This is a genomic window from Polynucleobacter bastaniensis, assembly GCF_018882205.1.
GTDB classification, from domain to species: Bacteria; Pseudomonadota; Gammaproteobacteria; order Burkholderiales; family Burkholderiaceae; genus Polynucleobacter; species Polynucleobacter bastaniensis.
Window position 1 is genome coordinate 287,056 of sequence record NZ_JACVOU010000002.1, and the last position, 26,635, is coordinate 313,690.

The following is a 26,635-nucleotide window of genomic DNA, read 5'->3' on the forward strand; positions in this document are numbered from 1 at the left end:
ACCCTGGAGTCACGCTATTGTTTTATGCGGACTTTGAACCCTCTAGTTTTGGGGGTCTGGCGCGGGTTTTCTTCTGAGCACCTTGGTGCTCACGAATAAACGATTTGATCTTTGGATACACCTTTTCGCGCCAACGACGACCTGAGAAGATGCCATAGTGACCAGCACCGGCAACTTCGTAGTGATCCTTATCGGCTTTCGGAATTCCTGCACACAATGCATGCGCTGCACGAGTTTGTCCACTGCCGGAGATATCGTCTAGCTCACCTTCAACAGTTAGAAGAGCAGTTTTCTGAATATCTTGTGGCTTCACTAGATCGCCAGACACTGCCCATGTCCCATTCGGCAGGGAATAGTCTTGGAATACAGTTTTGATGGTGTCTAAGTAGAACTTCGCATCCATATCGAGAACAGCGTTGTACTCATCATAAAAACGAATATGCGCTTCAACGTCCTGCTCATCGCCGCGGACTAAGTTTTGGAAGAAATCCCAATGCGACTGCATATGGTTCTGTGGGTTCATGGCAATAAAGCCAGTGTGCTGCAAGAAGCCTGGATAGACTTTACGGCCCGCACCAGGATAGCTTGGAGGCACTCTGTAAATCACATGACTTTCGAACCAGTCATAAGACTTTTGATCCGCTAAGTTGTTAACGGCGGTTGGTGATTTGCGTGCATCTATTGGCCCACCCATCATGATCATGGAGGCTGGTGTTTTTTCACCAGCAGAGGCCATCAATGAGATTGCGCCCAAGGTAGGAACGGTTGGCTGGCATACAGAGATCACATGTAAATCATCTGCACCAATAGCGCGAATGAAATCTTGAATGTAGTGAACATAATCATCGAGACCAAAATCCTCAGCGTCGGCAGGAACAATACGCGCATCGATCCAGTCGGTGATATAGACCTTGTGATCTTGCAAGAGGGTGCGGACTGTATCGCGCAATAAGGTGGAGTGATGCCCAGATAAAGGCGCAACAACCAATACCACTGGATCATCCTTCAGTTTCTTGATGGCATCGAGATCATCAGAGAAGCGCTTAAAACGAATCAGGTTGCAAAATGGTTTAGCAACAATCGTTCTTTCATGAATCGCTACTTCGCGACCATGTGCCTGTACTGATCGGATACCAAACTCTGGTTTTTTATAGTCTTTACCAAGACGATGGAGAAGTTCATAACTTGCAGCTAGACGTTCAGACCCAGGAACCTTTGATGCTGGATTAGAAGCATTGATAAAAGCTTCAGATGCAGCGCGAGCCCAAGAGCTCATTGGTTGAAGTAAGGCTTTTTGAAATTCGTGTAACTGATATAGCATGATGCCTCCTGATAATTCAGTGTAACCGCTTATGACGTGTTGTTATGCCAATACACGGGCGATTGCTTGAGCTACCTTATCAATATTTTTGGTATTAAGGGCGGCTACACAAATACGGCCTGTAGAGAGGGCATAAATACCGTCTTCCTTTTGTAGGCGCTCTACTTGCTCAGCGCTCAATCCAGAGTAAGAAAACATGCCACGCTGAGCTTTAATGAAAGCAAAGTCCTGCTTAACGCCAGCAGCAGCTAATTTTTCAACCAATCCATGACGCATTGCTTTGATGCGATCACGCATTTCAGCTAGCTCATCTTCCCAGAGCTTTCTGAGTTCTGGTGAATTCAAAACAGCAGCGGCAATCGCAGCGCCGTGAGTTGGGGGATTGGAGTAATTTGTACGAATCACGCGCTTCAATTGAGAGAGTACGCGAGTGGATTCATCTTTACTTTGGGTCACGATAGATAAAGCGCCAACGCGCTCACCATAGAGTGAGAACGATTTGGAGAAAGAGCTTGATACAAAGAAGGACACGCCAGACTCGGCAAACAGGCGAACTGCAACACCATCTTGCTCAATACCAGCAGCAAAGCCTTGATAAGCTACGTCTAAAAATGGAATGAGATCTTTCGCTTTACAGATATCAATTACTTGATGCCATTGCGCTTCAGTAATGTCAGCACCGGTTGGATTGTGGCAGCAAGCATGCAGTAATACGGTGGTGTATTTTGGGAAAGACTCTAAAGATTTCACCATGCCATCAAAATCTACGCCACGGGTTTTGCCATCGAAGTAGGTGTACTCAACTACTTCAAAGCCAGCGGATTCAAAAATGCCACGGTGGTTTTCCCAAGTGGGGTTGCTAATTGCGCAAGGCGCATTTAAGTTGAGGCGCTTAATGAAGTCAGCGCCAACGCGCAATGCGCCAGTCCCACCAAGGCACTCTGCAGTAACAATGCGACCATCTTTGATGAGCGACGAGTCAGCGCCGAACAATAGGTTCTGAACTGCACTGTTGTATGGATTTGGACCTTCAATCGGAATGTAGCTGCGCGGTGAGTGCTTCGCAACAATCGCCTCTTCAGCCTGAATGACTGCTTTCAAAAGAGGTACTTTACCTTCGTCGGTGTAATACACGCCAACACCTAGGTTGACCTTGTCTGCACGTTGATCGGCGACATAGGCTTCTGTGAGGCCAAAAATAGGGTCTTTAGGGGCTAGCTGGACTGAAGAAAAAAGGTTCATTTGATGATCAGAAAGGGTGGATAAGAGGATATTTCAGTTAAATTTGCTTTGAATGGCTGTTTTTGAGGCTGGATTGAACTATTTCCTAATAAAAACGGCAAAATCGATGTTTGTACAAAATTCGCTGTGAACTAAAACTTACAGTTGAAATGATATCTGAGATGCCTCCCAAGTTGCCTAAAACTTCCTCGAATTCCCCAGTTGCCGAAAGCAAGAAAACCCCTGTAGCTGATCCTTTGGGCGAGGTGGGTCATGATTTAGACCCAAGTAAATTCGTTTCCTTCCCAGATTCCCCATTTCATCTTTATCAGCCCTTTCCGCCTGCTGGCGATCAGCCGACTGCAATCGATGCTTTAGTCGCTGGCATTGAGGATGGATTGACCTTTCAGACGCTATTGGGGGTTACTGGCTCGGGTAAGACCTTCACCATGGCCAATGTCATTGCCAGGACAGGACGTCCCGCCATCATTTTTGCCCCAAATAAGACCTTAGCTGCCCAGCTCTATAGTGAGTTTCGGGAGTTTTTCCCTAAAAATGCGGTCGAGTATTTTGTTAGCTACTACGATTACTACCAGCCAGAGGCTTACGTTCCGACCCGTGATTTGTTTATTGAAAAGGATTCATCCATCAATGAGCATATCGAGCAAATGCGACTGTCTGCCACTAAGAGTTTGTTAGAGAGACGCGATGTCATCATCGTAGCCACTGTATCCGCCATTTACGGTATCGGTAACCCGGGTGACTATCACAGTATGGTGATGACTTTACGTCCGGGTGACAAGATGAGTCAGCGCGATATTTTGATGCGCTTAATTGCGATGCAATACGATCGCAATGAAACTGATTTCAAGCGCGGCGTATTCCGAGTCAGGGGTGACACGATTGATATTTTTCCAGCAGAGCATAATGAATTAGCTGTGCGAGTTGAACTCTTTGATGATGTGATAGAGAGCTTGCAATTCTTCGATCCACTTACTGGAAAGATTCGTCAGAAGATTCCGCGCTTTACCGTCTATCCAAGCTCGCACTACGTAACGCCGCGTGACACCGTTCTCAAGGCGATTGAAACTATCAAGGCAGAATTACGGATTCGTTTGGATGAGTTTGTAAAAGACAGCAAGCTGGTCGAGGCACAGCGCTTAGAGCAGCGTACCCGCTTTGATCTAGAAATGCTTAATGAATTGGGCTTTTGTAAGGGTATTGAGAACTACTCTCGTCACCTCTCTGGCGCTATGCCTGGTGAGGCGCCACCTACCTTGGTGGACTACTTGCCAAATGATGCACTGATGTTCTTAGATGAGAGTCATGTCCTCATCGGTCAGCTCAATGCGATGTACAACGGCGATAAGTCTCGCAAACATACCTTAGTGGAGTTTGGATTCCGCTTACCTTCAGCCATGGATAACCGCCCACTCAAATTTACTGAGTTTGAAACCAAGATGCGTCAAACCGTCTTTGTTTCTGCAACACCAGCTGATTACGAAAATACGCACACTGGACAAGTGGTAGAGCAAGTTGCTAGACCAACTGGATTGGTTGATCCAGAAATTGAAGTGTTGCCAGCAAGTACACAAGTAGATGATTTACTGAATCAGATTCATGAACGCGTCAAAGTTCACGAACGCGTTTTAGTCACAGTATTAACAAAGCGCATGGCTGAGCAACTCACAGATTACTTGTCAGATAACGGAGTAAAGGTGCGCTACGTGCACTCCGATATTGATACGGTGGAGCGTGTAGAAATTCTGCGTGACTTACGTTTGGGGGTTTTTGACGTATTGGTGGGTATTAATTTATTACGCGAGGGCTTAGATATTCCAGAGGTCTCTCTGGTTGCCATCTTGGATGCAGATAAAGAAGGCTTCTTGCGTTCTGAGCGCAGCTTAATTCAAACCATTGGCAGGGCGGCACGAAACGTCAAAGGTAAGGCGATTTTGTATGCTGACCGCATTACCGATTCCATGAAGCGGGCGATGGGTGAAACTGAGCGCCGCCGCACCAAACAGATTGCCTTCAACAAGGCCAATGGTATTGAGCCGCGCGGCGTTAAAAAGCGGATTAAAGACATCATTGACGGGGTCTATGACGTCAAAGAGAAACGCTCTGAGATGCAGGTTGAGCAGGAGCGGGCACGCTATGAGGATATGAGTGAGAAGGATTTAGCGAGCGAAATCAAGCGTTTAGAGAAGCAAATGAACTCTGAGGCCAAGAATCTGGAGTTTGAAAAGGCTGCCTCTACCCGCGATAGATTGACCAAAGTGAAGGAAATGGCCTTTGGTGCACGTTCCCGGGACGCCATTTAAGTTGAGGGGTTAATGCCCGAGCAATTTAGTGGGGTATATGGTAAAGTTGAGTGGAATGGTCGGGTATTACCCGCCCGACTGTTAGCTGTCCATAACAATCCATTACCAAGGTGACATATGAGACTTACAACTAAAGGCCGTTTTGCAGTAACCGCAATGATCGATTTAGCCCTGCGTGAGACGCACGGGCCTGTAACTTTGGCCGGAATTAGCCAAAGACAGAAGATTTCCCTCTCTTATTTAGAGCAACTGTTTGGCAAGCTACGCCGTTTCAACATCGTTGAAAGTACTCGCGGTCCTGGTGGTGGTTACACCCTAGCCCGTAAATCTGAGGAAATTAGCGTGGCTGACATCATCGTAGCCGTAGATGAGCCATTAGACGCAACCCAATGTGGCGGTAAAGGCAACTGTCATACCGACGAAGAAACCCAAGGCCATTGCATGACGCATGATCTTTGGTCGAATCTGAACACCAAGATGGTGGAGTACCTGAGTTCTGTGTCATTACGAGACTTGGTGCACCAGCAATCTGGACGTGGGATCGTATTGCATGATTTGCGACCCAAGAAAATTAAGGCTGACAGTGTTAAGGCTGAAAAGTCAGCACCAGCAGTTGCAGCAAAGAAAGAAGATGCTCCGAAGCGTCCTCTCGTGAATTCCGTTTTTAATCTAGCTCGGCAAAGTTAGTCCAAGAGATCAATCTCTTTACCTATTAATCGATAAGCAAAAAATGAACGCACCACAAGACATTCCCCAACAGTCAATACCGATGTTTAGTCCTAAGCATTTTCCGGTTTATATGGACTATTCGGCCACTACTCCGATTGATCCGCGCGTGGTGGACAAGATGTTGCCGTACTTGCGTGAGCAGTTTGGTAATGCCGCATCTCGTAGTCATGCCTACGGTTGGGCTGCAGAGGAAGCTGTTGAGTGGGCGCGTTCAGAAGTAGCCCAGTTAGTGCATGCTGACCCAAGAGAGATTGTGTTTACCAGTGGCGCAACTGAAAGTATTAATTTGGCACTCAAGGGTGCAGCGCATTTTTATAAAGACCGTGGCAAGCACATCATTACCGTGAAAACAGAGCACAAGGCTACTTTAGATACTTGTCGTGAGCTCGAGCGCGAAGGTTTTGAAGTGACCTACCTAGATGTCCTGCCAAATGGCTTGATTGATTTTGCTCAGCTAGAAGCAGCAATGAAGCCAGGCACTATTTTGTTGTCAGTGATGTACGTTAACAATGAGATTGGCGTGATCCAAGATATTCCAGGTATTGGAGAGTTATGTCGCTCACGTGGTGTAATTTTTCACGTTGATGCAGCACAAGCTACTGGCAAAGTTGAAATTGATTTAGAGAAAACTAAAGTAGATTTAATGAGCTTTTCTGCTCACAAGTCCTATGGTCCTAAGGGTATCGGTGCCTTGTTTGTGCGTCGTAAGCCCCGTATTCGTATTGAGGCGCAGATTCATGGTGGCGGTCATGAGCGCGGTATGCGTTCAGGCACATTAGCTGTTCATCAAATCGTTGGTCTAGGCGAAGCTTTCCGCATCGCACGCCTTGAGATGGCTTCGGGCAATGCCCGTATTCGTTCTTTGCGCGATCGCTTGCTCAATGGTTTGAAGGATATTGAAGAGGTTTACGTTAACGGGGATATGGACCACCGTGTTCCCCATAACCTCAACATCAGCTTTAACTATGTTGAGGGTGAGTCGATGTTAATGGCCTTGAAAGATCTAGCCATTTCCTCTGGCTCTGCATGTACTTCAGCATCCTTAGAGCCTTCTTATGTATTACGCGCTCTTGGTCGTAATGATGAATTGGCACATAGCTCTATTCGTTTTACCTTGGGACGCTTTACTACTGAAGAAGAAGTAGATTTCACGATCAAATTAGTTAAAGAGAAGATTGCAAAGTTACGCGAACTTTCACCTTTGTGGGAAATGTTTAAGGATGGTATTGATCTCAGCACCATCCAGTGGGCAGCGCACTAAAAAGTATTGAATAAGCATTGAATATATTGAAGCAAGATAAAAGATAAAAGACAAAAGAGATAGCGAGAAAATACCATGGCATATAGCGATAAAGTAATTGATCATTATGAAAATCCCCGCAATGTGGGTTCTTTTGAAAAAGGCGATGACCAAGTAGGTACTGGTATGGTCGGCGCACCTGCGTGTGGTGACGTGATGAAGTTGCAGATTCGTGTAAACGATCAGGGCGTGATTGAAGATGCCAAGTTCAAGACCTACGGTTGTGGTTCTGCGATTGCATCTTCCTCATTAGTTACTGAGTGGGTTAAAGGCAAAACCTTAGACCAGGCTCTAGAGATTAAGAACTCCTTGATTGCTGCAGAGTTAGCTTTGCCACCAGTAAAAATCCACTGCTCTATCTTGGCTGAAGATGCCATCAAGGCAGCTGTGGCCGATTACAAAGAAAAGCATCCGGTCCTGTAAGGATAAAGAGGCTCTCATCATGGCAATTACCTTAACCGACAAAGCAGCAAAACATGTTCAGCGCAATTTAGATAAGCGCGGAAAAGGTTGCGGCTTACGTTTGGGTGTTCGTACTACTGGTTGCTCGGGCTTAGCCTATCAACTGGAATATGTGGATGAGGCTGCCCCTGAAGATGCGAAATTTGAATCTAATGGCATCACCATCTTTATTGACCCTAAGAGCTTGGCCTATTTAGATGGCACTGAATTAGACTTTGTACGTGAAGGTTTGAACGAAGGCTTTAAGTTCCAAAACCCGAATGTAAAAGATGAGTGTGGTTGTGGTGAATCCTTCCGCGTCTGACAATTACTTTCGTTTCTTTGGCTTAGAGCAACAATTCAACCTGGATTTGTCTGCATTGGATCAAGCCTATTTGGCGATCCAAAAAGAGGTACATCCTGATCGCCATGCTCGCGGTAGCGATACCGAGCAGAGACTAGCCATGCAAATGGCTACCTTAGCAAACACTGCGCTTCAGACTTTGAAAAATCCCATTCAGCGTGGACTCTATCTTTGCCAACTCCACAAAGTGGATGCGCGTCTCGAGACTAATACAGCCATGCCAGCTGCTTTTCTGATGAAGCAAATGGAATGGCGTGAAAGTCTCGAAGACCAAGATGAGGATCTCGGTGCTTTAGAGGCTTTAGCTGAAGAGGTTGATCAAGCTAAACGAGATGTCTTGGTAGAAATTACACAGGCTATCGATGGCGCTAAGAACTATGAGCGCGCAGCGGAGTTACTCAGGGGTCTGCTTTTTATTGATAAGTTTGCGCTAGAGCTAGATGATGCCATCTCAGCTTTGGTATAGCTTTACACTCTAGACCCCATGGCCTTATTACAAATCTCCGAACCTGGTAAATCACTTGCTCCGCATCAGCGTCGGATTGCGGTAGGTATTGATTTAGGTACCACTAACTCCTTGGTTGCTATTGTTCGGGATGCTTTACCTAAGGTTCTCCCTGATTCAGAAGGGCGCGAATTGCATCCTTCAGTGGTGCGTTATCTCCCAAATGGCAGAACCCAAGCGGGCTTCGAGGCTGCTGAAAGTATTGTCTCTGATCCTAAAAATACAATTGTCTCCGTGAAGCGTTTCATGGGTCGGGGTATTGTGGATATGGAGAATATCGAAAGCACTCCCTACGACTTCGTCGATGAGCCTGGGATGTTGAAGATCAAAACAGTGGCAGGTGACAAGAGCCCCATTGAAGTTTCAGCAGAAATTTTGGCACGCTTGCGCCAGTTGGCGGAAGACTCGGTAAATGACGACATCGTTGGTGCAGTGATTACTGTGCCCGCTTATTTTGATGATGCTCAACGTCAAGCAACTAAAGATGCTGCGAAGTTAGCTGGTATTGAAGTCTTGCGTTTGCTCAACGAGCCTACTGCCGCTGCAATTGCTTATGGTCTAGATAATGCCTCCGAGGGAATCTACGCGGTTTACGATTTGGGTGGCGGTACCTTTGACATCTCTATTTTGAAAATGAGTAGGGGTGTATTTGAAGTGCTCTCTACTGGTGGTGACTCTGCTTTAGGTGGCGATGATTTTGACCATCGCCTCTATTGCTGGGTGATTGAGCAGGCTAAGCTTCCACCATTGTCGATTCAGGATCACCGTAAGCTCTTACTCTCTTGTAAACACGTTAAAGAGCAGTTAAGTCACAACCCGTTAGCACGCGTTCATGAAACCCTTGCAGATGGCACTGCGATTAATGTGGGCGTTAGCCAAGCCCAGTTTTTTGAAATCACACAAAACTTAATCAACAAGACCTTAGTTGCCGTGAAGAAGGCTTTGCGTGATGCAGGCCTTAAGGCGGATGAAGTCAAAGGCGTTGTCATGGTTGGTGGCGCAACTCGCATGCCTCATGTGCAACGTGCGGTTGGCGAACTTTTCGGTACTAAACCCTTAAACAATCTCAATCCAGATCAGGTTGTTGCCTTAGGCGCTGCAATGCAGGCAGACTTGCTTGCTGGTAATCAAAGTAAGGATGATGAGTGGCTCTTATTAGATGTCATTCCACTGTCTCTCGGTATTGAAACCATGGGCGGCTTGGTGGAAAAAATCATTCCTCGCAATACACCCATTCCGGTAGCGCGCGCTCAGGATTTCACGACCTTCAAAGATGGCCAAACTGCTTTAGCGATTCAGGTAGTGCAGGGCGAGAGAGAGTTGGCACAAGACTGTCGCTCTTTAGGTAAGTTTGAATTGCGTGGCATCCCACCAATGGCTGCTGGTGCTGCCCGTATTCGGGTGACCTATCAAGTAGATGCGGATGGATTGCTCTCTGTAGGTGCTATGGAGCAGGGCTCGGGTGTGCAAGCCTCAATTGATATTAAGCCATCATATGGTTTGACGGATGCCGAGATTGCCCGCATGCTGCAAGATGGCTTTGCTTCGGCCAAAGTAGATCTGCTATCCAGATCTCTGCGTGAAGAACAGGTAAATGCACAACGTTTATTGGATGCCGTGCAAACCGCTTTAGATGCTGATCGTGAATTATTGGACTCTCAAGAACAGGCTGAGGTTGATCAAGAAATGGCCGTCTTGCAAAAGATACTTACAGAAGAAACTGATAGCGCCATTCTCAGAAAAGCAGTCGATCATGCTGCCAAGGCTACCGACGAGTTTGCTCAAAAGCGTATGAATGCCAGCATTAAGAGGGCATTGGCTGGTAAGAATGTGGCAGAAATTTAAGAAAAGAAAATTACCCAAATGACTCAGATCGTTGTTCTCCCTCATAGCGAGTATTGCCCTGAAGGCGCTGTACTTGAAGTGACTCCAGGCACCTCCGTTTGCGAAGCCTTGCTAGAAAACCATATTCCAATTGAGCATGCCTGCGATATGGTCTGCGCTTGCACTACCTGTCACGTGATTGTGAAAGAGGGTTATCAGAGCCTGAATGAGCCCGATGAAAATGAAGAAGATTTGTTAGATCGTGCATGGGGACTTAATCCTCAGTCTCGCTTATCTTGCCAGGCTATTGTGGCGCGCCAAGACTTAGTTATTGAGATCCCGAAGTACTCTATTAATCACGCTAAAGAAAATCACTGATTGCTGGCTTGGTATTACACCCCAGACTTTCAATTGACTGCGATAAACTTTTTGTTCATTCTTAGGTTTATCTCCATAGATTTTTTTTCAAACCACCCTAAGGGGTGGTTTTTCTTTTAGAAATAACCTCATCTAAGAAGTATTTCTTAATTTCTTGGGTGATATTTTCACGAGAGTGTTTGCGTTTTTCTAGTAAGCCAACTTTGCGATAAATTGTTTTTCCAGGCAATTCAGATATCTTCAGTTGACGGTCGTTTTCCCAAGAGACGTTGGCAAGCTTGGGAATAATCGAATATCCAAGACCCTGTCTTACAAGTTCAATGATCGCCTCTACTGAATTGAGCTCCATACCTTCTTTAATATTTAATTTATTTGCCCGAATGGTTTGATCTACGAGGTGGCCAGTCCATGTGTTTCGCTCAAAACGGATAAATGGAAATTGAGCGGCCAACTCTTTTGGTGTAAATCCCTTTTTATTTTTGCTTGCTGGGTGGATCACAATCATGGGCTCTGTATACAGTTCCGTCCACTGAACATTTTGGGGTAAGGTATAGGGTGACTCAGTCACTATTGCTGCATCCAGGCTGCCTTCGATTACTTGCTCTAGAAAGTTACTAGAAAGACCAGCAATAAGTTTAATTTCAAGTTCTGGGTAGTTCTGCTTGAGCTCATTTAAGGTATTTCCAAAGGCGCCCATTAAGGTTGAGACCAGTGCCCCTAGAACAATGGTGCCACTGAGTTCAGATTTAAAGTCGGATCCCAGGGCCTCGTAGCGAGCGATGATTTCTTGAATGGGCTCAACCAAGGATCTGCCATGGTGATTGAGGGTCATAGAGCGTTTGGTTCTATCAAATAGCTCCACTCCAATATCTGCCTCTAGTTGCTGCAATTGTTGTCCTGCGGCAGCAGCGGTAAGGCCTATTTCGCGTGCAGCAGCTGCCACGCTCTTATGGCGAGAAATGGCTAAAAAATTCTTGAGTACTTTTATGCTGGACATGGAATTTAATATAAAGTATTTATTTATCTCAAAGAAAATTATATTCGATTTATTTTTTACTATCTATCGATATAATGAGTCCATGTCTAATACAGATCTCAAAGTCAAAGTTTGGCGCGGTGCTCAAGAGGGTGAGTTTGTTGAGTATTTGGTGCCTCGCAATCCAAATCAAACGGTACTGGATGTTGTTACCTTTATTCAGCGTAAGTTGGATCCAACTCTTAGCTACCGATTCGCTTGTCGGGTGGGTATGTGTGGCTCTTGCGCCATGACAGTCAACGGGGTTGCTCGCTGGACCTGTCGAACTCACGTTTCCCAAATTCTTGAGGGGGATTCTCTAGAGATTGCCCCTCTGAATAATCTGCCAGTCATTAAAGACCTTGCTACCGATATGCGAGAGTTCTTTGATAAGTGGAAGGGTGCGGTTGGTTTTTTCAAGGGAGATAAAACCCGTCATGATGATTTTGCAAGAGTTGAGCCGCAGTCACCTGAACGTCAATTAGCTAATGCCGGAATTGAATGTATTGGTTGTGGAGTTTGCTATTCCTCTTGTGAGGTTGTTCAGAGTCGTCCCAACTATCTCGGGCCAGCTGCTCTAAATCGTGCTTGGACCTTAACGAATGATGTGCGTGATGTGCAGCAATTAGATCGTCTACGTGCCGTTGCTGGCGATGAAGGTTGCCACGCGTGTCATACACAAGGATCCTGTACGGAGCGTTGCCCTAAGAAGCTTGAACCTACAGCCAGTATTGCTGGGTTAAAAAAGTTAGTAGCAAGAGCCGCTGTGCGAGGAAGCAAGTGGGGCAAGTTATGAGTCAAGCTGTACTTCAGGCAAAACTCTGGTATGCCCAAAGAATCAGCGCTATGGTTTTAGGTCTCTGCGTCAGCATCCACCTCGTCATTATTTTCTATGCAATACGCGGTGGCTTAACTGCTGAAGAGATTCTGGGACGTACTCAAGGCAATATTGCTTTTGCTATTTTTTATGAGATTTTTGTTTTAGCCTGCTTTGTACATGCGCCGATTGGCTTGGCGAATATTCTTGAAGAAACGTTTTCTAAAGGATTCATTTCTAAGACCCTATCTTCTTTACTTGCATTTCTCATACTCATTCTGGGAACCACTGCAGTAATTGGTGTCTATACCGGAGGTACGTTATGAGCCCAAGGCCAAAGCTCGATCTACGTGCTAAGTCTCATCTCTCTTACTTTGCATATGCATGCCATCGCTTTTCTGGATTACTGTTGGCTTGCTTCATCCCCTTACATTTCTTAATGCTCTCTCAGTCATTGCGAGGCGCTAGCGAGTTTGAGCGCTATTTGGGCTTAACAGACTTTTGGGTTTTTAAATTCGGTGAGTGGGCGCTGGTTATTTTGCTAGCGATCCATTTAGTAGGTGGAATTCGACTCATCATGATTGAGTTTGGTCCATGGCGCGGATTACGTAAGGCTTGGACTCAAGTAGCTGTTTTGTTTGGCATTGCTTGCGGCCTTCTATTTTTGTATTTGGCAGATTGATTGGGTAATTTATGCAGTTGCAAATGAAAGTAGTTGAAGAGGCTTGCAAGGAGCTCTATATTCGCGCCTTAAAGGTGCTTCCAGACGATGTTAAGGCTGGTATTGAGCGCTTAAATCAGGGCGAATCAGATGCACGTGCACAGGTGGTCCTCAAAACGATGATCACCAATATTGCTGTTGCAGAGCGCGAAGACAATCTACTTTGCCAAGATACTGGTTTACCTATCTACAAGGTCAAAATTGGCCGTAATGTCCAGCTAGATGGCATGGAGCTCAAGGCGGCGATTCGTAAAGGTTGCGAGCGTGCAACTACTGAATACCCATTGAGATCCTCTGTAGTGCATCCGATCACACGCAAGAACAATCACACATCCTGCGGTATTGATATGCCTGCAATCAGCATCGATTTTTGTGATGATGATGAGATGATTGAAATCGAGATGGTTCCCAAAGGAAGCGGTTCAGAAAACAATTCTTTTTTGAAGATGGCCATTCCTGCTGATGGAATTAATGGCGTTAAAGCCTTTGTGATTGAGAGCGTTGTGTCTGCGGGAGGCAAGACTTGCCCACCAACGATTGTTGGTGTTGGCATCGGCGGCACCTCTGAGCAATGTGTCACGATGGCTAAGCGCGCTGCTACAAGGGCATTGGGTAGCGTATGCAGCGATGAAGAAGGTGCCAAGTTAGAGCAAGAATTAACTGCTGCCGTGAACAAATTAGGTATCGGTCCCCAAGGTTTGGGCGGTGACGGCACAGCATTTGCTGTTCATGTGGAGCTCGCTCATACTCATATCACTTTAAATCCAGTAGCCGTCAATATGCAGTGCCACTCAGCTCGTAGAGCGCGGGCAACCTTCACGCCTGATGGTGTGACTTACGGATTCTAGGAAAAAGATGGCTCATTACAAGCTTCCAACTCCTGTTAGCGAATCAGATATTCGTAAGCTGCGCATTAATGACACAGTGACCCTGCAAAGCACCTTATTTGGTATTCGGGATGCTACGCAAATTCATATGTTTGATAAGGGTCGAAAAACTCGCTTTGATCTGAATGGCCATGCAGTGATTCATACGGCTCCTAATGTACGCAAGGTAGCGGTGAGTGAAGAATTCCCAGCCGGGTATCAGCCAATCTGCATTGGCACCACCACCTCAGATCGTATGGAGCGTTTTACTCGTCCATTGATGACTGAAAATGGCGTTCGAATGATTGTAGGTAAGGGCGGTATGCGCGATGACTCTGCAGCAGCCTTTCAGGAAATTGGCGGCGTGTACCTAGCAATTATTGGCGGTACAGCAGCGTTAGAGACAACATGGATTGAGCAGATTGAAGATGTGGATATGGATGATCTCAACCCAGAGTCCCTCTGGCGTTTCAAGATCAAAGACTTTGGCCCCTTGCTAGTGGCAATGGATAGTCATGGCGGCAGCATTTATCAAGAAGTGAAAAGTGATGTTGCACGTAATAAAGAGGCCGTATTAAAGAGCTTAGGAATTTCCTTATGAATATCGCCACACTTGAGACAGACATTCTTATTCTTGGTTCTGGTGGTGCAGGACTTTTTGCCGCTCTGCACGCACACCAAACTAACCCCAATCTACACATCACCATTGCCGTAAAGGGCTTGCTGGGCAAATGCGGCTGTACTCGCATGGTGCAGGGTGGTTATAACGTGGCGCTGGCAGAGGGCGACTCTGTTGAACGTCATTTCATGGACACAATCGAAGGTGGCAAATGGCTATCGGACCAAGAGTTAGCTTGGACATTGGTAAACAAGGCGGTTGAACGCATTCGTGAGCTTGAGAATGAGCTTGGCTGTTTCTTTGATCGCAATCCAGATGGCACGGTTCATCAAAAAGCGTTCGCTGGGCAAACTTTTGACCGCACAGTCCACAAAGGCGATTTAACCGGAATTGAAATTATCAGTCGACTGGCTGAGCAGGTATGGGCTAGAGGAATTCATCGTCTTGAGGAGCATAGGGCGGTTGAGTTAATTCATAGCGCTAATGGAAAGTCGCTTGCTGGCGTATTGATGCTCAATATGACGACTGGTCAGTTCACCCTAGTGCGAGCTAAAGCGGTTCTGTTGGCTACAGGTGGCGGACCCACTATGTACAAGTACCACACGCCTTCGGGTGATAAGAGTTGTGATGGCTTAGCCATGGCGCTTCGTGCAGGCCTGACTTTGCGTGACATGGAGATGGTGCAATTTCATCCTACTGGACTTCTCGCTGGCTCAGACACACGTATGACAGGTACAGTTTTAGAGGAGGGTTTACGTGGCGCTGGCGGCTATCTCTTGAATGGCAATAAAGAGCGCTTCATGGGTAACTATGATCCACGCAATGAACGCGCTACTCGAGATATTGTTTCTCGCTCTATTAATTCTGAAATAAGAGCCGGTAGAGCAACTCCTAATGGCGGCGTCTATATCCAGATGAGTCACCTTGGCCCTGATAATGTGCGCAAGCTATTTAAAGGCATGGTCGAGCGATGTGCAGACAGCGGCTTTGATTTGGCAGGAGATCTAGTAGAGGTTGTTCCAACTGCGCATTACATGATGGGTGGATTAATCTTCAAGGCGGACTGCAGCACAGAATTGCCAGGCTTATTTGCTGCAGGTGAAGATACCGGAGGAGTTCATGGTGCCAATCGTTTAGGTGGAAATGGTGTGGCTAACTCCACTGTATTTGGGGGTATTGCTGGTGAGGAGATGGCGAAGTGGGTTGTATCTCAGAATTTGCAAGAGTGCAATATGGAAGAGGTGCTTGCTAGCATCAAGGCGCATGAGGCTCCATTAGAGAGGCCGGCAGGCGATATTGAATCGATTCGAGATGCTCTTGCAGAGTGCATGTGGGATGACGTAGGTATATCTAGAACTAAAGACAGTTTATTGCGTGCCCGTACTAAGTTAGATCAGTTAGGTCAGCAGTTAGACCAAATGGGAGTGGGTGATATCCAAAGGCAGTACAGTGTTACATGGCAGGATTGGATGAATCTAAACAATCTCATTTTGGTGAGTAAGTCCGTCACAGAGGCTGCTCTTTCTCGTGAAAACTCCAGAGGGGCGCACTATCGCGAGGATTTTCCTGATGCAGGATCTTTGGAGGATTCTTATTTCACGGCAGTCCATCTGCAATCTCGAGGTTTAGAAATTGAAAATAGACCCGTTCAATTTACGATGGTCAAGCCGGGCGAGACTATTTTGGTAGAGGCTTAATATTTTTGAATTGATCGAGCCAGCCTCATTTGCGCTAGCAGCTTTAATAGTTCTTTGTGGATTCTTCATCTTTGGGGTTTCTGGATTCGGCTCGTCAATAGTAGCCGTCCCTTTGCTGGTCCAGATATACCCCCTCAAGGTTGTAGTTCCCATGATGGTCATTATTGATATCTGTGCTTCACTGTATATCGGCAGAAAGTCCTCCAGCGATGCGAATATCCAAGAGTTGAAATGGCTATTTCCTTTTAGCTTAATCGGCATGGTCTTGGGTATCTTTTTATTGATAAAGGCGCCAAGCGAACCCTTGCTGCTAATTCTTGGGACATTTGCAGCCATTAACGGTATCCGTCTTTTAGTACAGCGAAATGTCGAGTCTCGAGATCCAATTAATAAATGGTGGGCAATGCCATTTGGATTCTTTGGCGGTGTATTTACAGCTCTTTTTGCGACTGGCGGGCCGGTATACGTCTCTTATCTCGGTTTAAGAATTAATAATCCCAAGGTACTTCGCGCAACGATGGCATTCGCTATTTTTATGCTGACATTTTTGCGACTCACCTTAATGCTGGTGACGGGACTCATCTTGAGTTGGGAGGTAATCGGCCTTGCAGTTTGCTTATTGCCTGTGACTTTCTTGGGAATTTGGGCAGGCACCAATGTTCATACTAGGCTGAGCAATGCCTCCATGCGTATCGCCTATGGGTCAATATTGGTGTTTGCTGGTTCGATGTTATTAATTAGGCAGATTACATAAAAATAATTTATTGGAAAAGAAAAAGCGAGGATAAATCCTCGCTTTTTATACCTCGCCAGCAATCATTACTGGGCGCTAATATTACGACCCTTAATGACTTTCTCCCAGTTAGCAAGCTCTGCTTTAATCTGAGCATCAAAGTCTTTCTGAGAATTCACCACCGGGCTTAAGCCATTCAGTTCTAAGCTTTTTTGCATAGCATCTGACTTCACTGCCTTAACAGTAGCATCATAGATTTTGTCTGTAATGACCTTAGGAGTATTGGCCGGTGCGACCAAGCCAAACCAACCAGTGCTCTCAAATCCAGGGATGCCACTTTCGGCAACTGTTGGAACATCGGGAAGTTGTTTGACGCGTTTAGAGCTAGTAACGGCAATCGGCTTAATCTGACCACCTTTTGCAAAACCTGTTGCGGCAGTGAGGTTGCCAACCATAAAGTCTATTTGTCCTGACACTAAGTCATTGATGGCAGCAGACTCACCCTTATAAGGTACATGGGTCGCCGGAATGTTGGCAGAGTAGGTTAAGTTTTCAGCAGCCATATGAACTTGGCTACCAATACCCGCAGATCCAAAATTGAGATCTTTAGTTTTTGCATAGGTAATAAATTCATTTAAATTCTTGACTGGAATTTTGTTGCTAACAGATAGCAGCATTGGTCCGCTAGCAACATTGGTAATGTTCACAAAATCTTTGCTGTAATTAACTGGCAATTTTTTATACAAACTAGGATTTACGGTAAGCATACTTCCAGAGGCAAGCATGATGGTGTAGCCATCTGCGGGTGATTGGGCTACAAATTCAGCGGCGATATTACCACCGGCGCCACCTTTATTTTCAACGATGACGTTCTGTCCCAGATCTTTTGTTAATTGCTGAGCTAAGAGTCGACCAAGAATATCGGTAGTGCCACCGGCTGCAAAAGGAATAATTAATTTAATCGGCTTTGTTGGCCAGGATTGCGCTATTGCTAATTGAGGCAATGCAAGGGTAAGCGCTCCTGCAAGTAAAACTAAACGTCTACTGAATTTATATTTTTTATTCTCAAACATCGATGACCTCCAGTGGTAATTTGATCTTTATATCTTAGCTACTTCACTATGAAAAAAATATACTCAACTGCTATTTAATAGTTATATGCTTATTCATTGTTGCTGTCTCCCCCATCAATCCTGCAGCATTTCAAGACACTCTCTGCGCTGCACTAAGAATTGGGTATTGCAAGATATCTAAATCATCTATATGATTCAGATATGTTATCTATTTTGATCCCTAAAGCTAGATCTAGTCAAGCCCTGAAAACCCTGTATTTAGGCGACTTCATTCGTGTGGAGCATGCATGAACCTAAGCTATTCAGAGATTCTTGCACTGGCAAATTCAGGCCTTCAGGCCGCTGGGATCACTTCAAAGGCGGCTTATGAGACTGCGCAGTTTCTGGCGCTAGCTGAGTTAGATGGTTTAGCCTCACATGGTTTGGCAAGAGTTCCCCAATATGCTGCACATGCAAAAAATGGCCGAATTGAGCTTGATCCTAAGTTAAGGGTTCGGCTATTTAAATCGGCAGCCGCTTTGGTTGATGCACGTGATGGCCTGGCTTTTCCTGCACTTCGATTTGCAACTGATCTGTCAGTGAATCTAGCCTCTAAAAATGGTCTTGGTTTAGTTGCGGTTACCAATAGCCATCATTTTGGTGTCGCGGGGCATTATGTTGAGGCTGCAGCACGAGCAGGCTATGTCTCCTTGCTATTTGGAAATACTCCAGCTGCGATGCCTATGGTTGGTGGTACAAAAGCAATCTTTGGAACCAATCCACTGGCTGCAGCTTTTCCTACCGGCAGCGGCGACCCTTTAGTTATAGATATGTCACTTTCTGCAGTAGCTCGCGGAAAACTCTTAGTTGCGGCAAAAAATGGTCAAGCGATTCCGGAAGGGTGGGCTTTGACCATCGATGGCAAGCCAACTACTGATCCGCAAGAGGGATTAAAGGGCTTAATGCTGCCTTTGGGTGGCGATAAAGGAGCTTTACTTGCCCTCATCGTTGAATTGCTAGTAGTTGGGCTCTCAGGTAGCCGCTTTTCATATGAAGCGGATTCCTTTTTTGACCCTAAAGGCAATCGCCCGCGTATTGGTCAACTGATATTGACTATTGATCCTGGTTTAGCGGGCGCATCTATTTTTGCCAATCGCATCCAAGACTTTATCAATGTCTTAAGTGCCGATGCTGGTACTCGTCTTCCTGGACAGCGCCGCTTTCAGCAGCGTGCTACAGGATTTAGTAATGGCGTCACAGTTTCAGATGTGGTTGTGGAAGAAATTCAGACTGGCATCCGCCAGTCATGGACTGAGTAGTTTTTTATAAACGAGATTATTGAGGAGATAGTAATGATCCACTTTGTCGTGCATGAGCCAGCAGATGGCGTAGGTGTAGTAGTAGTCGAGGGTGTCAAGGCTGGAACTGACTTAATTGGTTGGGTTATGGATGGCGACCTTACTCTGAATATCAAGTCTGAAAGTGATATTCCGATTGGACACAAAATTTCATTGAACGATTTCAAACCAGGTGACACGGTCATGAAATACGGCGTTGATATTGGCAAGGTAGTAGCCCCAATCAAAAAGGGCGAGCACCTTCACGTCCAAAACGTAAAAACTAAGCGCTGGTAATCCGGCACCTTACCTACCTACTCATTGAGAGAGATATAAAAAATGACTAATTTGAAAGACGCGACCTTTTTAGGTTATCGCCGTGAAAACGGCCGCATGGGTATTCGTAATCACGTATTGATTTTGCCTTTGGATGACTTATCCAATGCTGCCTGTGAAGCAGTTGCAAACAACATCAAGGGAACGATGGCAATCCCTCACTCCTATGGTCGTTTACAGTTCGGAGCTGACTTGGATTTACACTTTCGCACCTTAATCGGTACAGGCTCCAATCCAAACGTAGCCGCTGTAGTGGTTATCGGTATTGAGCCGCAGTGGACAAAAATTATCGTTGATGGTATCAAGGCATCAGGCAAGCCAGTTGAGGGATTCTGGATTGAAGGTAATGGCGACACAGCAACCATTGCTTCCGCTAGTAAAGCCGCCTACAACATGATGAAGCATGCATCTAAGCAAAAACGTGTTTCCGCTCCATTATCTGAGTTATGGGTTTCTACCAAATGCGGCGAATCCGATACTACTTCTGGATGTGGTGCAAACCCAACCGTAGGCGATGCTTTTGATAAGTTGTATGCCATTGGCTCAACCATGGTGTTTGGTGAAACTACCGAGTTAACTGGTGGCGAACATTTGGTTGAAGCGCGTTGCCGCACTCCTGAAGTTAAGAAAAAGTTCCGCGAGATGTTTGATCGCTACCAGGATGTGATTGAGCGTCATAAGACGAGTGATCTCTCTGACTCTCAGCCAACCAAAGGCAATATTGCAGGTGGATTAACAACAATTGAAGAGAAGGCTTTGGGTAATATCCAGAAAATTGGTAAGAAATGTATTGTGGATAGCGTGCTGGATAAGGGTGAAGAGCCAAAGATTCCTGGACTGCATTTCATGGACTCATCATCAGCTGCGGCTGAAATGGTGACCTTATGCGCAGCTGCCGGCTTTACTGCTCACTTCTTCCCAACAGGTCAGGGTAATGTGATCGGCAATGCAATTCTTCCGGTGATTAAGATTTGTGCTAACCCAAAGACTGTTCGTACTATGGGTGAGCATATCGACGTTGATGTGTCTGGCTTATTGCGTCGCGAGGAGAATATGGATCAGGCGGGAGATAAGTTGTTGGATTGCTTGAAGCGTACAGCTGATGGTGAATTGACTGCTTCTGAAATTCTTGGTCACCGTGAGTTTGTATTGACTCGTTTATACGAATCAGCATAAGACTGCAGCATGAGAAACCTGACCGCTTACGAGGAAGTCAAGCAAAAGATCACCGAGGATTTGGTTAGGGGTCGATATCCTATGGGGCAGGCATTGCCTGCCGAAAAGGATTTATCAAAAGAGTTAGATGTATCTATAGGTACCCTGCGCAAAGCGGTGGACGAGTTGGTTGCGGAAGGTATTGTAGTCCGACGCCAAGGCAGGGGCACCTATGTTGTTGAGCATGATCTCAAAAGACTTCTATATTATTTTTTCCACATTGTTAAACACGATGCTGAAAAGAAGGTTTACCCTAAAGTTGAGCTAGTCTCCTTAAATAGCGCTACTGCCAATAAAGAAGAGGCAAGTAAGCTGGAGATAAAAGAGGGTGCACCCGTTTGGAGAATTACCAATCGCCTATCATTGGAAGGGCAGTGCGTCATGATCGATCAGATCACGCTAGATAAACAAAGGTTTAAAAATTTAAGCCGAGCAGACTTTATTGAGCGCAAGGGCAGCATTTATCAGATGTATCAAATAGAATATGGCCAAACTGTTGTGCGGAGTAGCGAGCGTTTGCGTGCTGGCCTAGCGGGGAAGCAGCATGCTGAATGGCTTGGATTAAATCCAGAGTCTCCTGTGCTAATTATCAGAAGGGTGGCACTGGGCATTCAGGATGAGCCTCTAGAGTGGCGTGTCTCCACTTTAAATACTTCCCAACATGAGTATTTCAGTGAGTTAGTGGCTTAGTTTGATGTTGACTACCATTCGGAAGAATATTCCAGGGCTGTTGGTTTGCTTGGTCATTGCCATGTCTACCAGTTTTCTTTCTGAGAACTATGGTGGCCCACAGTTGTTATACGCATTACTGATTGGTTTATCACTCCATTTTTTATATCTCAATGAGGCAGTAAAGCCAGGAATTGATTTTTGCGCCAAAACGGTTCTGCGTTTGGGTGTTGCATTTCTGGGTATTCGGATTACATTTGCTGATATTGGCGCAATTGGTTTGAATACCGGATTAATGGTGATCTTTGCAGTTGCTGCTACGGTAGCCCTGGGATTTTTCCTAGCTAAACTCTTAAAGCTGTCCTCAGATTTTGGATTGATTGCGGGAGGATCCGTTGGTATTTGCGGAGCTTCAGCAGCTTTAGCGGTTGCTTCAGTTCTGCCAAAAACAAAAGAGAATGAGCGATTTACTCTGCTTGTAGTGATTGGGGTAACTGTCCTCTCCACTATTGCCATGGTGGTGTATCCCTTCGCATTACAGTTGCTCAATATTACTGCCTTACCTGCAGGCATCTTTCTCGGAGCCACCATTCATGATGTGGCGCAGGTAGTTGCTGCGGGTATGTTGTTTGGCTCTGAGGCGGGTGATGTAGCAACTGTCGTGAAGCTTTTCCGAGTCGCTCTTTTGTTACCTGTCGTTTTATTTATCTCTATTTTCTTTGGTGCTAAAAAATCATCTCAGCGTCTAGGTTGGGGCAGCCTACGTCTGATACCGACATTCTTGCTGGGATTTGTGGCGCTATCAGTCGTTGCATCTATGCAGATTTTACCAAGCCCCGTTACCCAATCTATTGGTGAAATATCCCGCTGGATGCTGGTGATTGCTATTGGCGCGGCTGGTCTGAAAACAAACTTTCAGGAGTTGGCAAAGTTGGGTTGGCAGCCAGTAGTTATGTTGGTTGTTGAGACTGTATTTATTGCTGCAATCGGATTAATCTTCATTAGCAGTTCTTTGTAAGGAAGATTTTTAAGCGTAAGAATCCTCAAACTCTTCCATCTTGATAGTAGTCATCAAGAACAGAATTCTGCGTTGGAAGTTTTTTCGTTCAGCCACATTCTCATGCGGCAAGCTGTCATGTTCCCGCAATAACTGCGTAATGATTGGGTTGTAGTGCTCTCGTACGGGTGACATCTCAATTCCTTGGTAAATTTCTTCTGAGAACTAATTTACTAAGTTGTTTACATATCCACAAGAAACATATAGCGATAACTAAATTACTTTTGGGTATATAGCTTATTTACTTTTCTACGAATGCGCGTTCGAATACGTAGTCACCTAATTGACCAAGGCTAGGAGATACCTTGAAGCCTTTGGAATCGAGCATCTCAGCAGTTTCTTTTAGCATAGATGGGCTACCGCAGATCATGGCGCGATCGACTGCTGGATCTAATGGGGGTAAGCCAATATCTTTAAATAGTTGACCTGATTCAATCGCAGTAGTTAAGCGACCAGTGTGCTTAAAAGCCTCGCGCGTTACTGTTGGGTAGTAGATTAATTTCTCGCGAATGATTTCACCAATGTATTCGTCTTGAGTGAGCTCATATTTAATGTAATCACCATAAGCCAGTTCACTTACCAAGCGAACACCATGGATCAAAATTACTTTCTCAAACTTCTCATAAGTATCCGGATCACGAATAATGCTCATGAAAGGGGCTAACCCAGTGCCGGTACTAAAAAGGTAAAGATGCTTGCCTGGATTTAAGTCATCAATAACTAGCGTGCCAACAGATTTTTCGCTCACCAAAATAGGGTCGCCAATCTGAATCTTCTGAAGACGGGAGGTGAGGGGGCCATCTTGAACCTTGATACTTAAAAACTCTAAATGCTCTTCATAATTCGGGCTCGCCACACTGTAGGCGCGAACCAATGGCTTACCTTCGACTTCCAAGCCAATCATCAAAAAATGGCCGCTACGGAAGCGTAAACCTTTGTTTCTAGTGGTTGTGAAGCTAAAAAGGGTGTCGTTCCAGTGATGAACGGTAAGGACGGTTTCAGTGTTGTAGGCAGCCATAAATGCGAATTGTTAAGGTGTAAATTCTAATTATCCTCATTCTAGGGATGGTTCTATAGATAAAAAAGTATTTAGCATATAAAAAGGCAGTCTTTTACTTATGCCGGCTTGCCCCCTATTATTCTTTTATGCCTAATCGAGAGAATCCTATGTCCGCTAAGCCCAAAGTTCAAAACCCCATATTTTTAACCATCATCCAGATATTTTTGGGTTTGGCTCTACTGAGCTTATCCACCCACCTAGCCTTAGAAAGTGCTCTTTATCTTGATGCCCTGAATCAGAGTGGCCTAAATCAATATCATGCTTTCGGAGTGCTGGTTTGCCTGAGTTTCATTTCAGGCGTTTTCTTGATTGCACAACATGTGTTGACCCAAGACGAGGCTAGCGTTGATGAGCACTTTAATAAAGCTCTAAACTTCTAAATCAAGCTAGACTGTGGTCTTATCTTAACAAGGCCACACTATGACTTCATTGCCACATCAATCGATCTTTGAGAGGGGCGCATGGTATGTGGTGGTTCAGGGAATTCTGATTGGCTTGATCTTATTCGGCCCTCAAGGTTCTCCTCTAGTTAGCTCAGAATCAATTGCCTCGATTCTCCAATCCTGTGGCATTGCCATCGGCTTGCTAGCCACTGTAATTATGGTGATTGCCGTCATTAATCTGGGTAAAAATCTCACCCCTCTACCTTGCCCAAAAGACAATGCTGTTCTGATTCAGAATGGCTTATATCAATTTGTGAGGCATCCGATCTACTTTGGAGTGCTCTTAGCAGCACTTGCTTGGCTTCTCATCTTCCCTGGACTCTATATATTGATCTATGCCATTAGCCTATTTTTCTTATTTGACATCAAAGCAAGGCGGGAAGAGCTCTGGCTGGTGGAACGTTTTCCAGATTATCGAGACTACCAGCGTAGAGTCAAAAAGTTGATTCCTGCTATCTATTAATATGGTGTTTTAAGTTATTGGAGTTTTTATGAGTAGCGAACCTTCTGTAAGGCTAGTTCAGCAAGCTGATTACCATTTTGCGATTTATTACAACGAGGAGCGCGACCCTATTTATGGGGATGAGCCGCCACCATTAGGTGGATCTCAAGGTGCAACCCCATCTCAGTTCTTGCTGGCAGGCGTGGCTAATTGCTTATCTGATTCACTCCTTTTTGCGCTAAGAAAGTTTAAGCAAAATCCTGAGCCAATCGAAACGAAAGCGAGTTGCGAAATCGGTAGAAATGCAGAAAACCGTTTACGAATTCTGGCGATCCATGTAGAGATTCGGATTGGTGTTCCAGGTAATACCCTTGAAAACCTCGAGCGTGTATTGGCACAGTTTCAGGATTTTTGCACTGTATCTTCTAGTGTGAGCCTAGGCATTCCAGTTAATGTGACCGTCATTGACAGCGAGGGTACGAAGTTATATCCAGCCATTTAATTTCTTGTGATGTAGATAAGAAAAAAGCCGCAGAAGTTTAATTCTGCGGCTTTTGTATTCCTACACAGTGCTGATCAGACTACTTACTCTTCTTCGCGACGCAAGTGTGGGAACAAAATCACATCACGAATATTGGGTACGTCAGTTAGCAGCATAACTAAGCGGTCAATGCCAATACCGCAACCACCAGTCGGCGGCATGCCGTATTCCAGTGCGCGAATGAAGTCATGGTCAAAGTACATCGCCTCTTCATCACCAGCTTCTTTTTGCTCTACTTGTTTACGGAAGCGATTGGCTTGATCTTCCGCATCATTTAACTCTGAGAAGCCATTAGCGATTTCACGACCGGTAATGAATAATTCAAAGCGCTCGGTAATGCCAGGGCGGGTATCCGATTCGCGGGCAAGAGGGCTTACCTCTATTGGGTAATCGATGATGTAGGTTGGCTCCCATAGGTGTGACTCGGCAACCAATTCAAATAAAGCTAATTGAAGAGCGCCAATGCCGGCGTTTTTGAGCGTAGGAGAGTCTGGATTCTCGCCACCTTTTTTCAATTCAGCGCGTATGAATTCAATGTCATCCAATTGAGCAGCTTCATAACTCTTGTTTGACTGGCCACAGTATTTCAGGATGGCTTCAGTAATCGTAAGGCGCTGGAAAGGTTTGCTCAGATCCAGTTCACGACCTTGGTGGGTCAGAACAGCGGTACCTTGTGCATCCATTGCGGCGGCACTAATTAAGCTCTCCGTAAAATCCATCAACCAGCGGTAATCCGTATAGGCTGCATAGAATTCCATCATCGTGAATTCTGGATTGTGACGTGGGCTAACACCCTCGTTACGGAAGTTACGGTTGATTTCAAATACACGCTCAAAGCCGCCAACCACAAGGCGCTTCAAGTACAACTCTGGTGCAATACGCAAGAACATCTGCATATCCAAAGCATTGTGGTGCGTAATGAAGGGCTTAGCAGTTGCGCCACCAGGAATCGGGTGCAGCATTGGTGTTTCCACTTCCATGAAGTCTGCGTCGAGCATATGGCGACGCAAGGAGGCAATCGTATTGCTGCGCGCTCTGAAAGTGTTGCGACTTTCTGGATTGACGATCAAGTCAACATAGCGTTGGCGATACTTGGTCTCTAGGTCTGATAAACCATGGAACTTATCTGGTAGTGGACGTAAAGACTTGCTCAGCAGGCGCAGCTTGCTGCATTCAACGGAGAGCTCACCCTTATTGGTCTTGAATAAATGACCCTCAGCGGAGATAAAGTCACCCATATCCCAGTGCTTAAATGCGCCATGAATATCGGTACCGCTGATTTCATCATTAATGTAGAACTGAATCTGCCCACTACGATCTTGAATGGTGGCAAAGCTAGCCTTACCCATCACCCGCTTGAGCACCATACGGCCAGCTACTTTGACATGGACTTTTTTGGCGACCAATTCCTCTTTAGTGAGGCTGTCGTAGTGAGTATGAAGGTCTACTGCTAAGTGGGTCGGTACGAAGTCGTTCGGAAATGCGATCCCGCCTTCACGAAGCTTGGCTAATTTCTCACGACGCTCAGCGATGATGTGGTTTTCATCTACAGCTTCAGTAGCTGCAGCTTGGTTGGGAGTTGAATTCACTGGATCGTTCATATGGAAT

At 45.6% G+C, this 26,635-nt stretch carries 30 protein-coding genes; 23 read left to right on the forward strand and 7 right to left on the reverse strand.

Annotation, left to right across the window (positions count from 1 at the left end; genetic code table 11):
* Nucleotides 1-22: 22 nt before the first annotated feature.
* Both ICN22_RS04585 and ICN22_RS04590 read right to left on the reverse strand, forming a co-directional pair.
* On the reverse strand, nt 23-1,321 hold the full coding sequence (locus ICN22_RS04585) for a polyhydroxyalkanoate depolymerase (RefSeq protein ID WP_216169097.1): 1,299 nt from the start codon (nt 1,319-1,321) through the stop codon (nt 23-25).
* Nucleotides 1,322-1,363: 42 nt separating this feature from the next.
* Nucleotides 1,364-2,563: an amino acid aminotransferase gene (locus ICN22_RS04590; protein WP_216169098.1), complete on the reverse strand. Its 1,200-nt coding sequence runs from the start codon at nt 2,561-2,563 to the stop codon at nt 1,364-1,366.
* Between the two features lie 149 nt (nt 2,564-2,712).
* On the opposite strand from ICN22_RS04590, the gene uvrB reads away from it, so the two are divergent.
* The 8 genes from uvrB to fdx all read left to right on the forward strand — a co-directional run bounded on the left by uvrB (nt 2,713) and on the right by fdx (nt 10,407).
* Nucleotides 2,713-4,866 carry an excinuclease ABC subunit UvrB gene (gene uvrB / locus ICN22_RS04595; RefSeq protein WP_255533836.1) on the forward strand — a complete coding sequence of 718 codons (2,154 nt, stop codon included), beginning with the start codon at nt 2,713-2,715 and terminating at the stop codon, nt 4,864-4,866.
* A 117-nt stretch (nt 4,867-4,983) separates the two neighbouring features.
* Nucleotides 4,984-5,553, forward strand: a complete 570-nt coding sequence (locus ICN22_RS04600; protein WP_216169099.1) for a Fe-S cluster assembly transcription factor — start codon at nt 4,984-4,986, stop codon at nt 5,551-5,553.
* 43 nt (nt 5,554-5,596) lie between these two features.
* Nucleotides 5,597-6,856, forward strand: a complete 1,260-nt coding sequence (locus tag ICN22_RS04605; protein ID WP_439650977.1) for an IscS subfamily cysteine desulfurase — start codon at nt 5,597-5,599, stop codon at nt 6,854-6,856.
* Between the two features lie 75 nt (nt 6,857-6,931).
* Complete coding sequence (iscU, locus tag ICN22_RS04610; protein ID WP_216169100.1) at nt 6,932-7,318, forward strand: Fe-S cluster assembly scaffold IscU; 387 nt, start codon at nt 6,932-6,934, stop codon at nt 7,316-7,318.
* Between the two features lie 19 nt (nt 7,319-7,337).
* Nucleotides 7,338-7,661 carry an iron-sulfur cluster assembly protein IscA gene (iscA, locus tag ICN22_RS04615; protein WP_046330505.1) on the forward strand — a complete coding sequence of 108 codons (324 nt, stop codon included), beginning with the start codon at nt 7,338-7,340 and terminating at the stop codon, nt 7,659-7,661.
* The gene (gene hscB, locus ICN22_RS04620; protein ID WP_216169101.1) at nt 7,627-8,166 is read left to right on the forward strand and encodes a Fe-S protein assembly co-chaperone HscB; all 540 of its coding nucleotides are present in this window, start codon (nt 7,627-7,629) and stop codon (nt 8,164-8,166) included. The genes iscA and hscB overlap by 35 nt, the downstream gene beginning before the upstream one ends.
* A gap of 18 nt (nt 8,167-8,184) precedes the next feature.
* Nucleotides 8,185-10,050, forward strand: a complete 1,866-nt coding sequence (hscA, locus tag ICN22_RS04625; RefSeq protein WP_216169102.1) for a Fe-S protein assembly chaperone HscA — start codon at nt 8,185-8,187, stop codon at nt 10,048-10,050.
* An 18-nt stretch (nt 10,051-10,068) separates the two neighbouring features.
* Complete coding sequence (fdx, locus tag ICN22_RS04630) at nt 10,069-10,407, forward strand: ISC system 2Fe-2S type ferredoxin (protein ID WP_215307942.1); 339 nt, start codon at nt 10,069-10,071, stop codon at nt 10,405-10,407.
* A gap of 97 nt (nt 10,408-10,504) precedes the next feature.
* On the opposite strand, the gene ICN22_RS04635 is transcribed toward fdx, so the two are convergent.
* Entirely contained in the window at nt 10,505-11,404 is a 900-nt protein-coding gene (locus tag ICN22_RS04635; RefSeq protein WP_216169103.1) for a LysR family transcriptional regulator, read from the reverse strand.
* Nucleotides 11,405-11,486: 82 nt separating this feature from the next.
* Between ICN22_RS04635 and ICN22_RS04640 the strand changes: the two genes are divergently transcribed.
* Genes ICN22_RS04640 through ICN22_RS04670 form a run of 7 tightly spaced genes read left to right on the forward strand, consistent with a single transcriptional unit; the run spans nt 11,487 to nt 16,896 of the window.
* Nucleotides 11,487-12,218 (forward strand): succinate dehydrogenase/fumarate reductase iron-sulfur subunit, encoded by a 732-nt coding sequence (locus ICN22_RS04640; RefSeq protein ID WP_216169104.1) that lies wholly within the window; start codon nt 11,487-11,489, stop codon nt 12,216-12,218.
* On the forward strand, nt 12,215-12,565 hold the full coding sequence (locus tag ICN22_RS04645; RefSeq protein WP_216169105.1) for a succinate dehydrogenase: 351 nt from the start codon (nt 12,215-12,217) through the stop codon (nt 12,563-12,565). Before ICN22_RS04640 ends, ICN22_RS04645 begins: the two co-directional genes overlap by 4 nt.
* Entirely contained in the window at nt 12,562-12,921 is a 360-nt protein-coding gene (sdhC, locus tag ICN22_RS04650) for a succinate dehydrogenase, cytochrome b556 subunit (protein ID WP_216169106.1), read from the forward strand. Before ICN22_RS04645 ends, sdhC begins: the two co-directional genes overlap by 4 nt.
* An 11-nt stretch (nt 12,922-12,932) precedes the next feature.
* Nucleotides 12,933-13,808, forward strand: coding sequence for a fumarate hydratase (locus ICN22_RS04655; protein ID WP_216169107.1), 876 nt, complete (start codon nt 12,933-12,935; stop codon nt 13,806-13,808).
* Between the two features lie 7 nt (nt 13,809-13,815).
* The gene (locus ICN22_RS04660; protein WP_216169108.1) at nt 13,816-14,427 is read left to right on the forward strand and encodes a fumarate hydratase C-terminal domain-containing protein; all 612 of its coding nucleotides are present in this window, start codon (nt 13,816-13,818) and stop codon (nt 14,425-14,427) included.
* Entirely contained in the window at nt 14,424-16,142 is a 1,719-nt protein-coding gene (locus ICN22_RS04665; protein WP_216169109.1) for an L-aspartate oxidase, read from the forward strand. Before ICN22_RS04660 ends, ICN22_RS04665 begins: the two co-directional genes overlap by 4 nt.
* A gap of 10 nt (nt 16,143-16,152) precedes the next feature.
* Nucleotides 16,153-16,896 (forward strand): sulfite exporter TauE/SafE family protein, encoded by a 744-nt coding sequence (locus ICN22_RS04670; RefSeq protein ID WP_216169110.1) that lies wholly within the window; start codon nt 16,153-16,155, stop codon nt 16,894-16,896.
* 65 nt (nt 16,897-16,961) lie between these two features.
* Here the strand turns inward: ICN22_RS04670 and ICN22_RS04675 are convergent, their stop codons facing one another.
* Entirely contained in the window at nt 16,962-17,948 is a 987-nt protein-coding gene (locus tag ICN22_RS04675) for a Bug family tripartite tricarboxylate transporter substrate binding protein (protein WP_216169111.1), read from the reverse strand.
* A 287-nt stretch (nt 17,949-18,235) separates the two neighbouring features.
* Between ICN22_RS04675 and ICN22_RS04680 the strand changes: the two genes are divergently transcribed.
* From ICN22_RS04680 to ICN22_RS04700, 5 genes are read left to right on the forward strand one after another with little or no spacing between them, the layout of a single operon-like run.
* Nucleotides 18,236-19,246: an Ldh family oxidoreductase gene (locus ICN22_RS04680; RefSeq protein ID WP_216169112.1), complete on the forward strand. Its 1,011-nt coding sequence runs from the start codon at nt 18,236-18,238 to the stop codon at nt 19,244-19,246.
* 33 nt (nt 19,247-19,279) lie between these two features.
* On the forward strand, nt 19,280-19,561 hold the full coding sequence (locus tag ICN22_RS04685) for an SAF domain-containing protein (RefSeq protein ID WP_015421504.1): 282 nt from the start codon (nt 19,280-19,282) through the stop codon (nt 19,559-19,561).
* 42 nt (nt 19,562-19,603) lie between these two features.
* Nucleotides 19,604-20,776, forward strand: a complete 1,173-nt coding sequence (locus ICN22_RS04690; protein WP_215307912.1) for a UxaA family hydrolase — start codon at nt 19,604-19,606, stop codon at nt 20,774-20,776.
* Nucleotides 20,777-20,785: 9 nt separating this feature from the next.
* Nucleotides 20,786-21,505 carry a GntR family transcriptional regulator gene (locus ICN22_RS04695; RefSeq protein WP_216169113.1) on the forward strand — a complete coding sequence of 240 codons (720 nt, stop codon included), beginning with the start codon at nt 20,786-20,788 and terminating at the stop codon, nt 21,503-21,505.
* Nucleotides 21,506-21,509: 4 nt separating this feature from the next.
* Nucleotides 21,510-22,502: a YeiH family protein gene (locus tag ICN22_RS04700; protein WP_216169114.1), complete on the forward strand. Its 993-nt coding sequence runs from the start codon at nt 21,510-21,512 to the stop codon at nt 22,500-22,502.
* A 9-nt stretch (nt 22,503-22,511) separates the two neighbouring features.
* On the opposite strand, the gene ICN22_RS04705 is transcribed toward ICN22_RS04700, so the two are convergent.
* Both ICN22_RS04705 and ICN22_RS04710 read right to left on the reverse strand, forming a co-directional pair.
* Nucleotides 22,512-22,676 (reverse strand): hypothetical protein, encoded by a 165-nt coding sequence (locus ICN22_RS04705; protein WP_216169369.1) that lies wholly within the window; start codon nt 22,674-22,676, stop codon nt 22,512-22,514.
* A 106-nt stretch (nt 22,677-22,782) separates the two neighbouring features.
* Complete coding sequence (locus ICN22_RS04710) at nt 22,783-23,559, reverse strand: ferredoxin--NADP reductase (protein WP_216169115.1); 777 nt, start codon at nt 23,557-23,559, stop codon at nt 22,783-22,785.
* Between the two features lie 149 nt (nt 23,560-23,708).
* Here ICN22_RS04710 and ICN22_RS04715 point away from each other — a divergent pair, with 149 nt between their 5' ends.
* Genes ICN22_RS04715 through ICN22_RS04725 form a run of 3 tightly spaced genes read left to right on the forward strand, consistent with a single transcriptional unit; the run spans nt 23,709 to nt 24,988 of the window.
* On the forward strand, nt 23,709-23,981 hold the full coding sequence (locus ICN22_RS04715) for a hypothetical protein (protein ID WP_216169116.1): 273 nt from the start codon (nt 23,709-23,711) through the stop codon (nt 23,979-23,981).
* 40 nt (nt 23,982-24,021) lie between these two features.
* Nucleotides 24,022-24,507 (forward strand): methyltransferase family protein, encoded by a 486-nt coding sequence (locus ICN22_RS04720; RefSeq protein WP_216169117.1) that lies wholly within the window; start codon nt 24,022-24,024, stop codon nt 24,505-24,507.
* A 28-nt stretch (nt 24,508-24,535) separates the two neighbouring features.
* Nucleotides 24,536-24,988, forward strand: a complete 453-nt coding sequence (locus ICN22_RS04725; RefSeq protein WP_216169118.1) for an OsmC family protein — start codon at nt 24,536-24,538, stop codon at nt 24,986-24,988.
* An 83-nt stretch (nt 24,989-25,071) separates the two neighbouring features.
* Here ICN22_RS04725 and lysS read toward each other — a convergent pair whose 3' ends face one another.
* Nucleotides 25,072-26,628, reverse strand: a complete 1,557-nt coding sequence (gene lysS, locus ICN22_RS04730; protein ID WP_216169119.1) for a lysine--tRNA ligase — start codon at nt 26,626-26,628, stop codon at nt 25,072-25,074.
* Nucleotides 26,629-26,635 lie beyond the last annotated feature (7 nt).

Excerpts from the sequence above, each read along its gene's own strand:
- ICN22_RS04640 (WP_216169104.1), top strand. The coding sequence starts at position 11,487 with ATGTCTAATACAGATCTCAAAGTCAAAGTTTGGCGCGGTGCTCAAGAG.
- ICN22_RS04680 (WP_216169112.1), top strand. The coding sequence starts at position 18,236 with ATGAACCTAAGCTATTCAGAGATTCTTGCACTGGCAAATTCAGGCCTT.
- ICN22_RS04705 (WP_216169369.1), bottom strand. The coding sequence starts at position 22,676 with ATGTCACCCGTACGAGAGCACTACAACCCAATCATTACGCAGTTATTG.
- ICN22_RS04710 (WP_216169115.1), bottom strand. The coding sequence starts at position 23,559 with ATGGCTGCCTACAACACTGAAACCGTCCTTACCGTTCATCACTGGAAC.
- ICN22_RS04675 (WP_216169111.1), bottom strand. The coding sequence starts at position 17,948 with ATGTTTGAGAATAAAAAATATAAATTCAGTAGACGTTTAGTTTTACTT.
- ICN22_RS04645 (WP_216169105.1), top strand. The coding sequence starts at position 12,215 with ATGAGTCAAGCTGTACTTCAGGCAAAACTCTGGTATGCCCAAAGAATC.
- hscA (WP_216169102.1), top strand. The coding sequence starts at position 8,185 with ATGGCCTTATTACAAATCTCCGAACCTGGTAAATCACTTGCTCCGCAT.
- ICN22_RS04590 (WP_216169098.1), bottom strand. The coding sequence starts at position 2,563 with ATGAACCTTTTTTCTTCAGTCCAGCTAGCCCCTAAAGACCCTATTTTT.
- fdx (WP_215307942.1), top strand. The coding sequence starts at position 10,069 with ATGACTCAGATCGTTGTTCTCCCTCATAGCGAGTATTGCCCTGAAGGC.
- ICN22_RS04715 (WP_216169116.1), top strand. The coding sequence starts at position 23,709 with ATGTCCGCTAAGCCCAAAGTTCAAAACCCCATATTTTTAACCATCATC.
- ICN22_RS04655 (WP_216169107.1), top strand. The coding sequence starts at position 12,933 with ATGCAGTTGCAAATGAAAGTAGTTGAAGAGGCTTGCAAGGAGCTCTAT.
- ICN22_RS04690 (WP_215307912.1), top strand. The coding sequence starts at position 19,604 with ATGACTAATTTGAAAGACGCGACCTTTTTAGGTTATCGCCGTGAAAAC.
- ICN22_RS04605 (WP_439650977.1), top strand. The coding sequence starts at position 5,597 with ATGAACGCACCACAAGACATTCCCCAACAGTCAATACCGATGTTTAGT.
- ICN22_RS04720 (WP_216169117.1), top strand. The coding sequence starts at position 24,022 with ATGACTTCATTGCCACATCAATCGATCTTTGAGAGGGGCGCATGGTAT.
- lysS (WP_216169119.1), bottom strand. The coding sequence starts at position 26,628 with ATGAACGATCCAGTGAATTCAACTCCCAACCAAGCTGCAGCTACTGAA.
- hscB (WP_216169101.1), top strand. The coding sequence starts at position 7,627 with ATGAGTGTGGTTGTGGTGAATCCTTCCGCGTCTGACAATTACTTTCGT.
- ICN22_RS04660 (WP_216169108.1), top strand. The coding sequence starts at position 13,816 with ATGGCTCATTACAAGCTTCCAACTCCTGTTAGCGAATCAGATATTCGT.
- ICN22_RS04635 (WP_216169103.1), bottom strand. The coding sequence starts at position 11,404 with ATGTCCAGCATAAAAGTACTCAAGAATTTTTTAGCCATTTCTCGCCAT.
- ICN22_RS04685 (WP_015421504.1), top strand. The coding sequence starts at position 19,280 with ATGATCCACTTTGTCGTGCATGAGCCAGCAGATGGCGTAGGTGTAGTA.
- iscU (WP_216169100.1), top strand. The coding sequence starts at position 6,932 with ATGGCATATAGCGATAAAGTAATTGATCATTATGAAAATCCCCGCAAT.
- uvrB (WP_255533836.1), top strand. The coding sequence starts at position 2,713 with ATGATATCTGAGATGCCTCCCAAGTTGCCTAAAACTTCCTCGAATTCC.
- ICN22_RS04725 (WP_216169118.1), top strand. The coding sequence starts at position 24,536 with ATGAGTAGCGAACCTTCTGTAAGGCTAGTTCAGCAAGCTGATTACCAT.
- ICN22_RS04665 (WP_216169109.1), top strand. The coding sequence starts at position 14,424 with ATGAATATCGCCACACTTGAGACAGACATTCTTATTCTTGGTTCTGGT.
- ICN22_RS04585 (WP_216169097.1), bottom strand. The coding sequence starts at position 1,321 with ATGCTATATCAGTTACACGAATTTCAAAAAGCCTTACTTCAACCAATG.
- ICN22_RS04700 (WP_216169114.1), top strand. The coding sequence starts at position 21,510 with ATGTTGACTACCATTCGGAAGAATATTCCAGGGCTGTTGGTTTGCTTG.
- ICN22_RS04695 (WP_216169113.1), top strand. The coding sequence starts at position 20,786 with ATGAGAAACCTGACCGCTTACGAGGAAGTCAAGCAAAAGATCACCGAG.
- iscA (WP_046330505.1), top strand. The coding sequence starts at position 7,338 with ATGGCAATTACCTTAACCGACAAAGCAGCAAAACATGTTCAGCGCAAT.
- ICN22_RS04600 (WP_216169099.1), top strand. The coding sequence starts at position 4,984 with ATGAGACTTACAACTAAAGGCCGTTTTGCAGTAACCGCAATGATCGAT.
- sdhC (WP_216169106.1), top strand. The coding sequence starts at position 12,562 with ATGAGCCCAAGGCCAAAGCTCGATCTACGTGCTAAGTCTCATCTCTCT.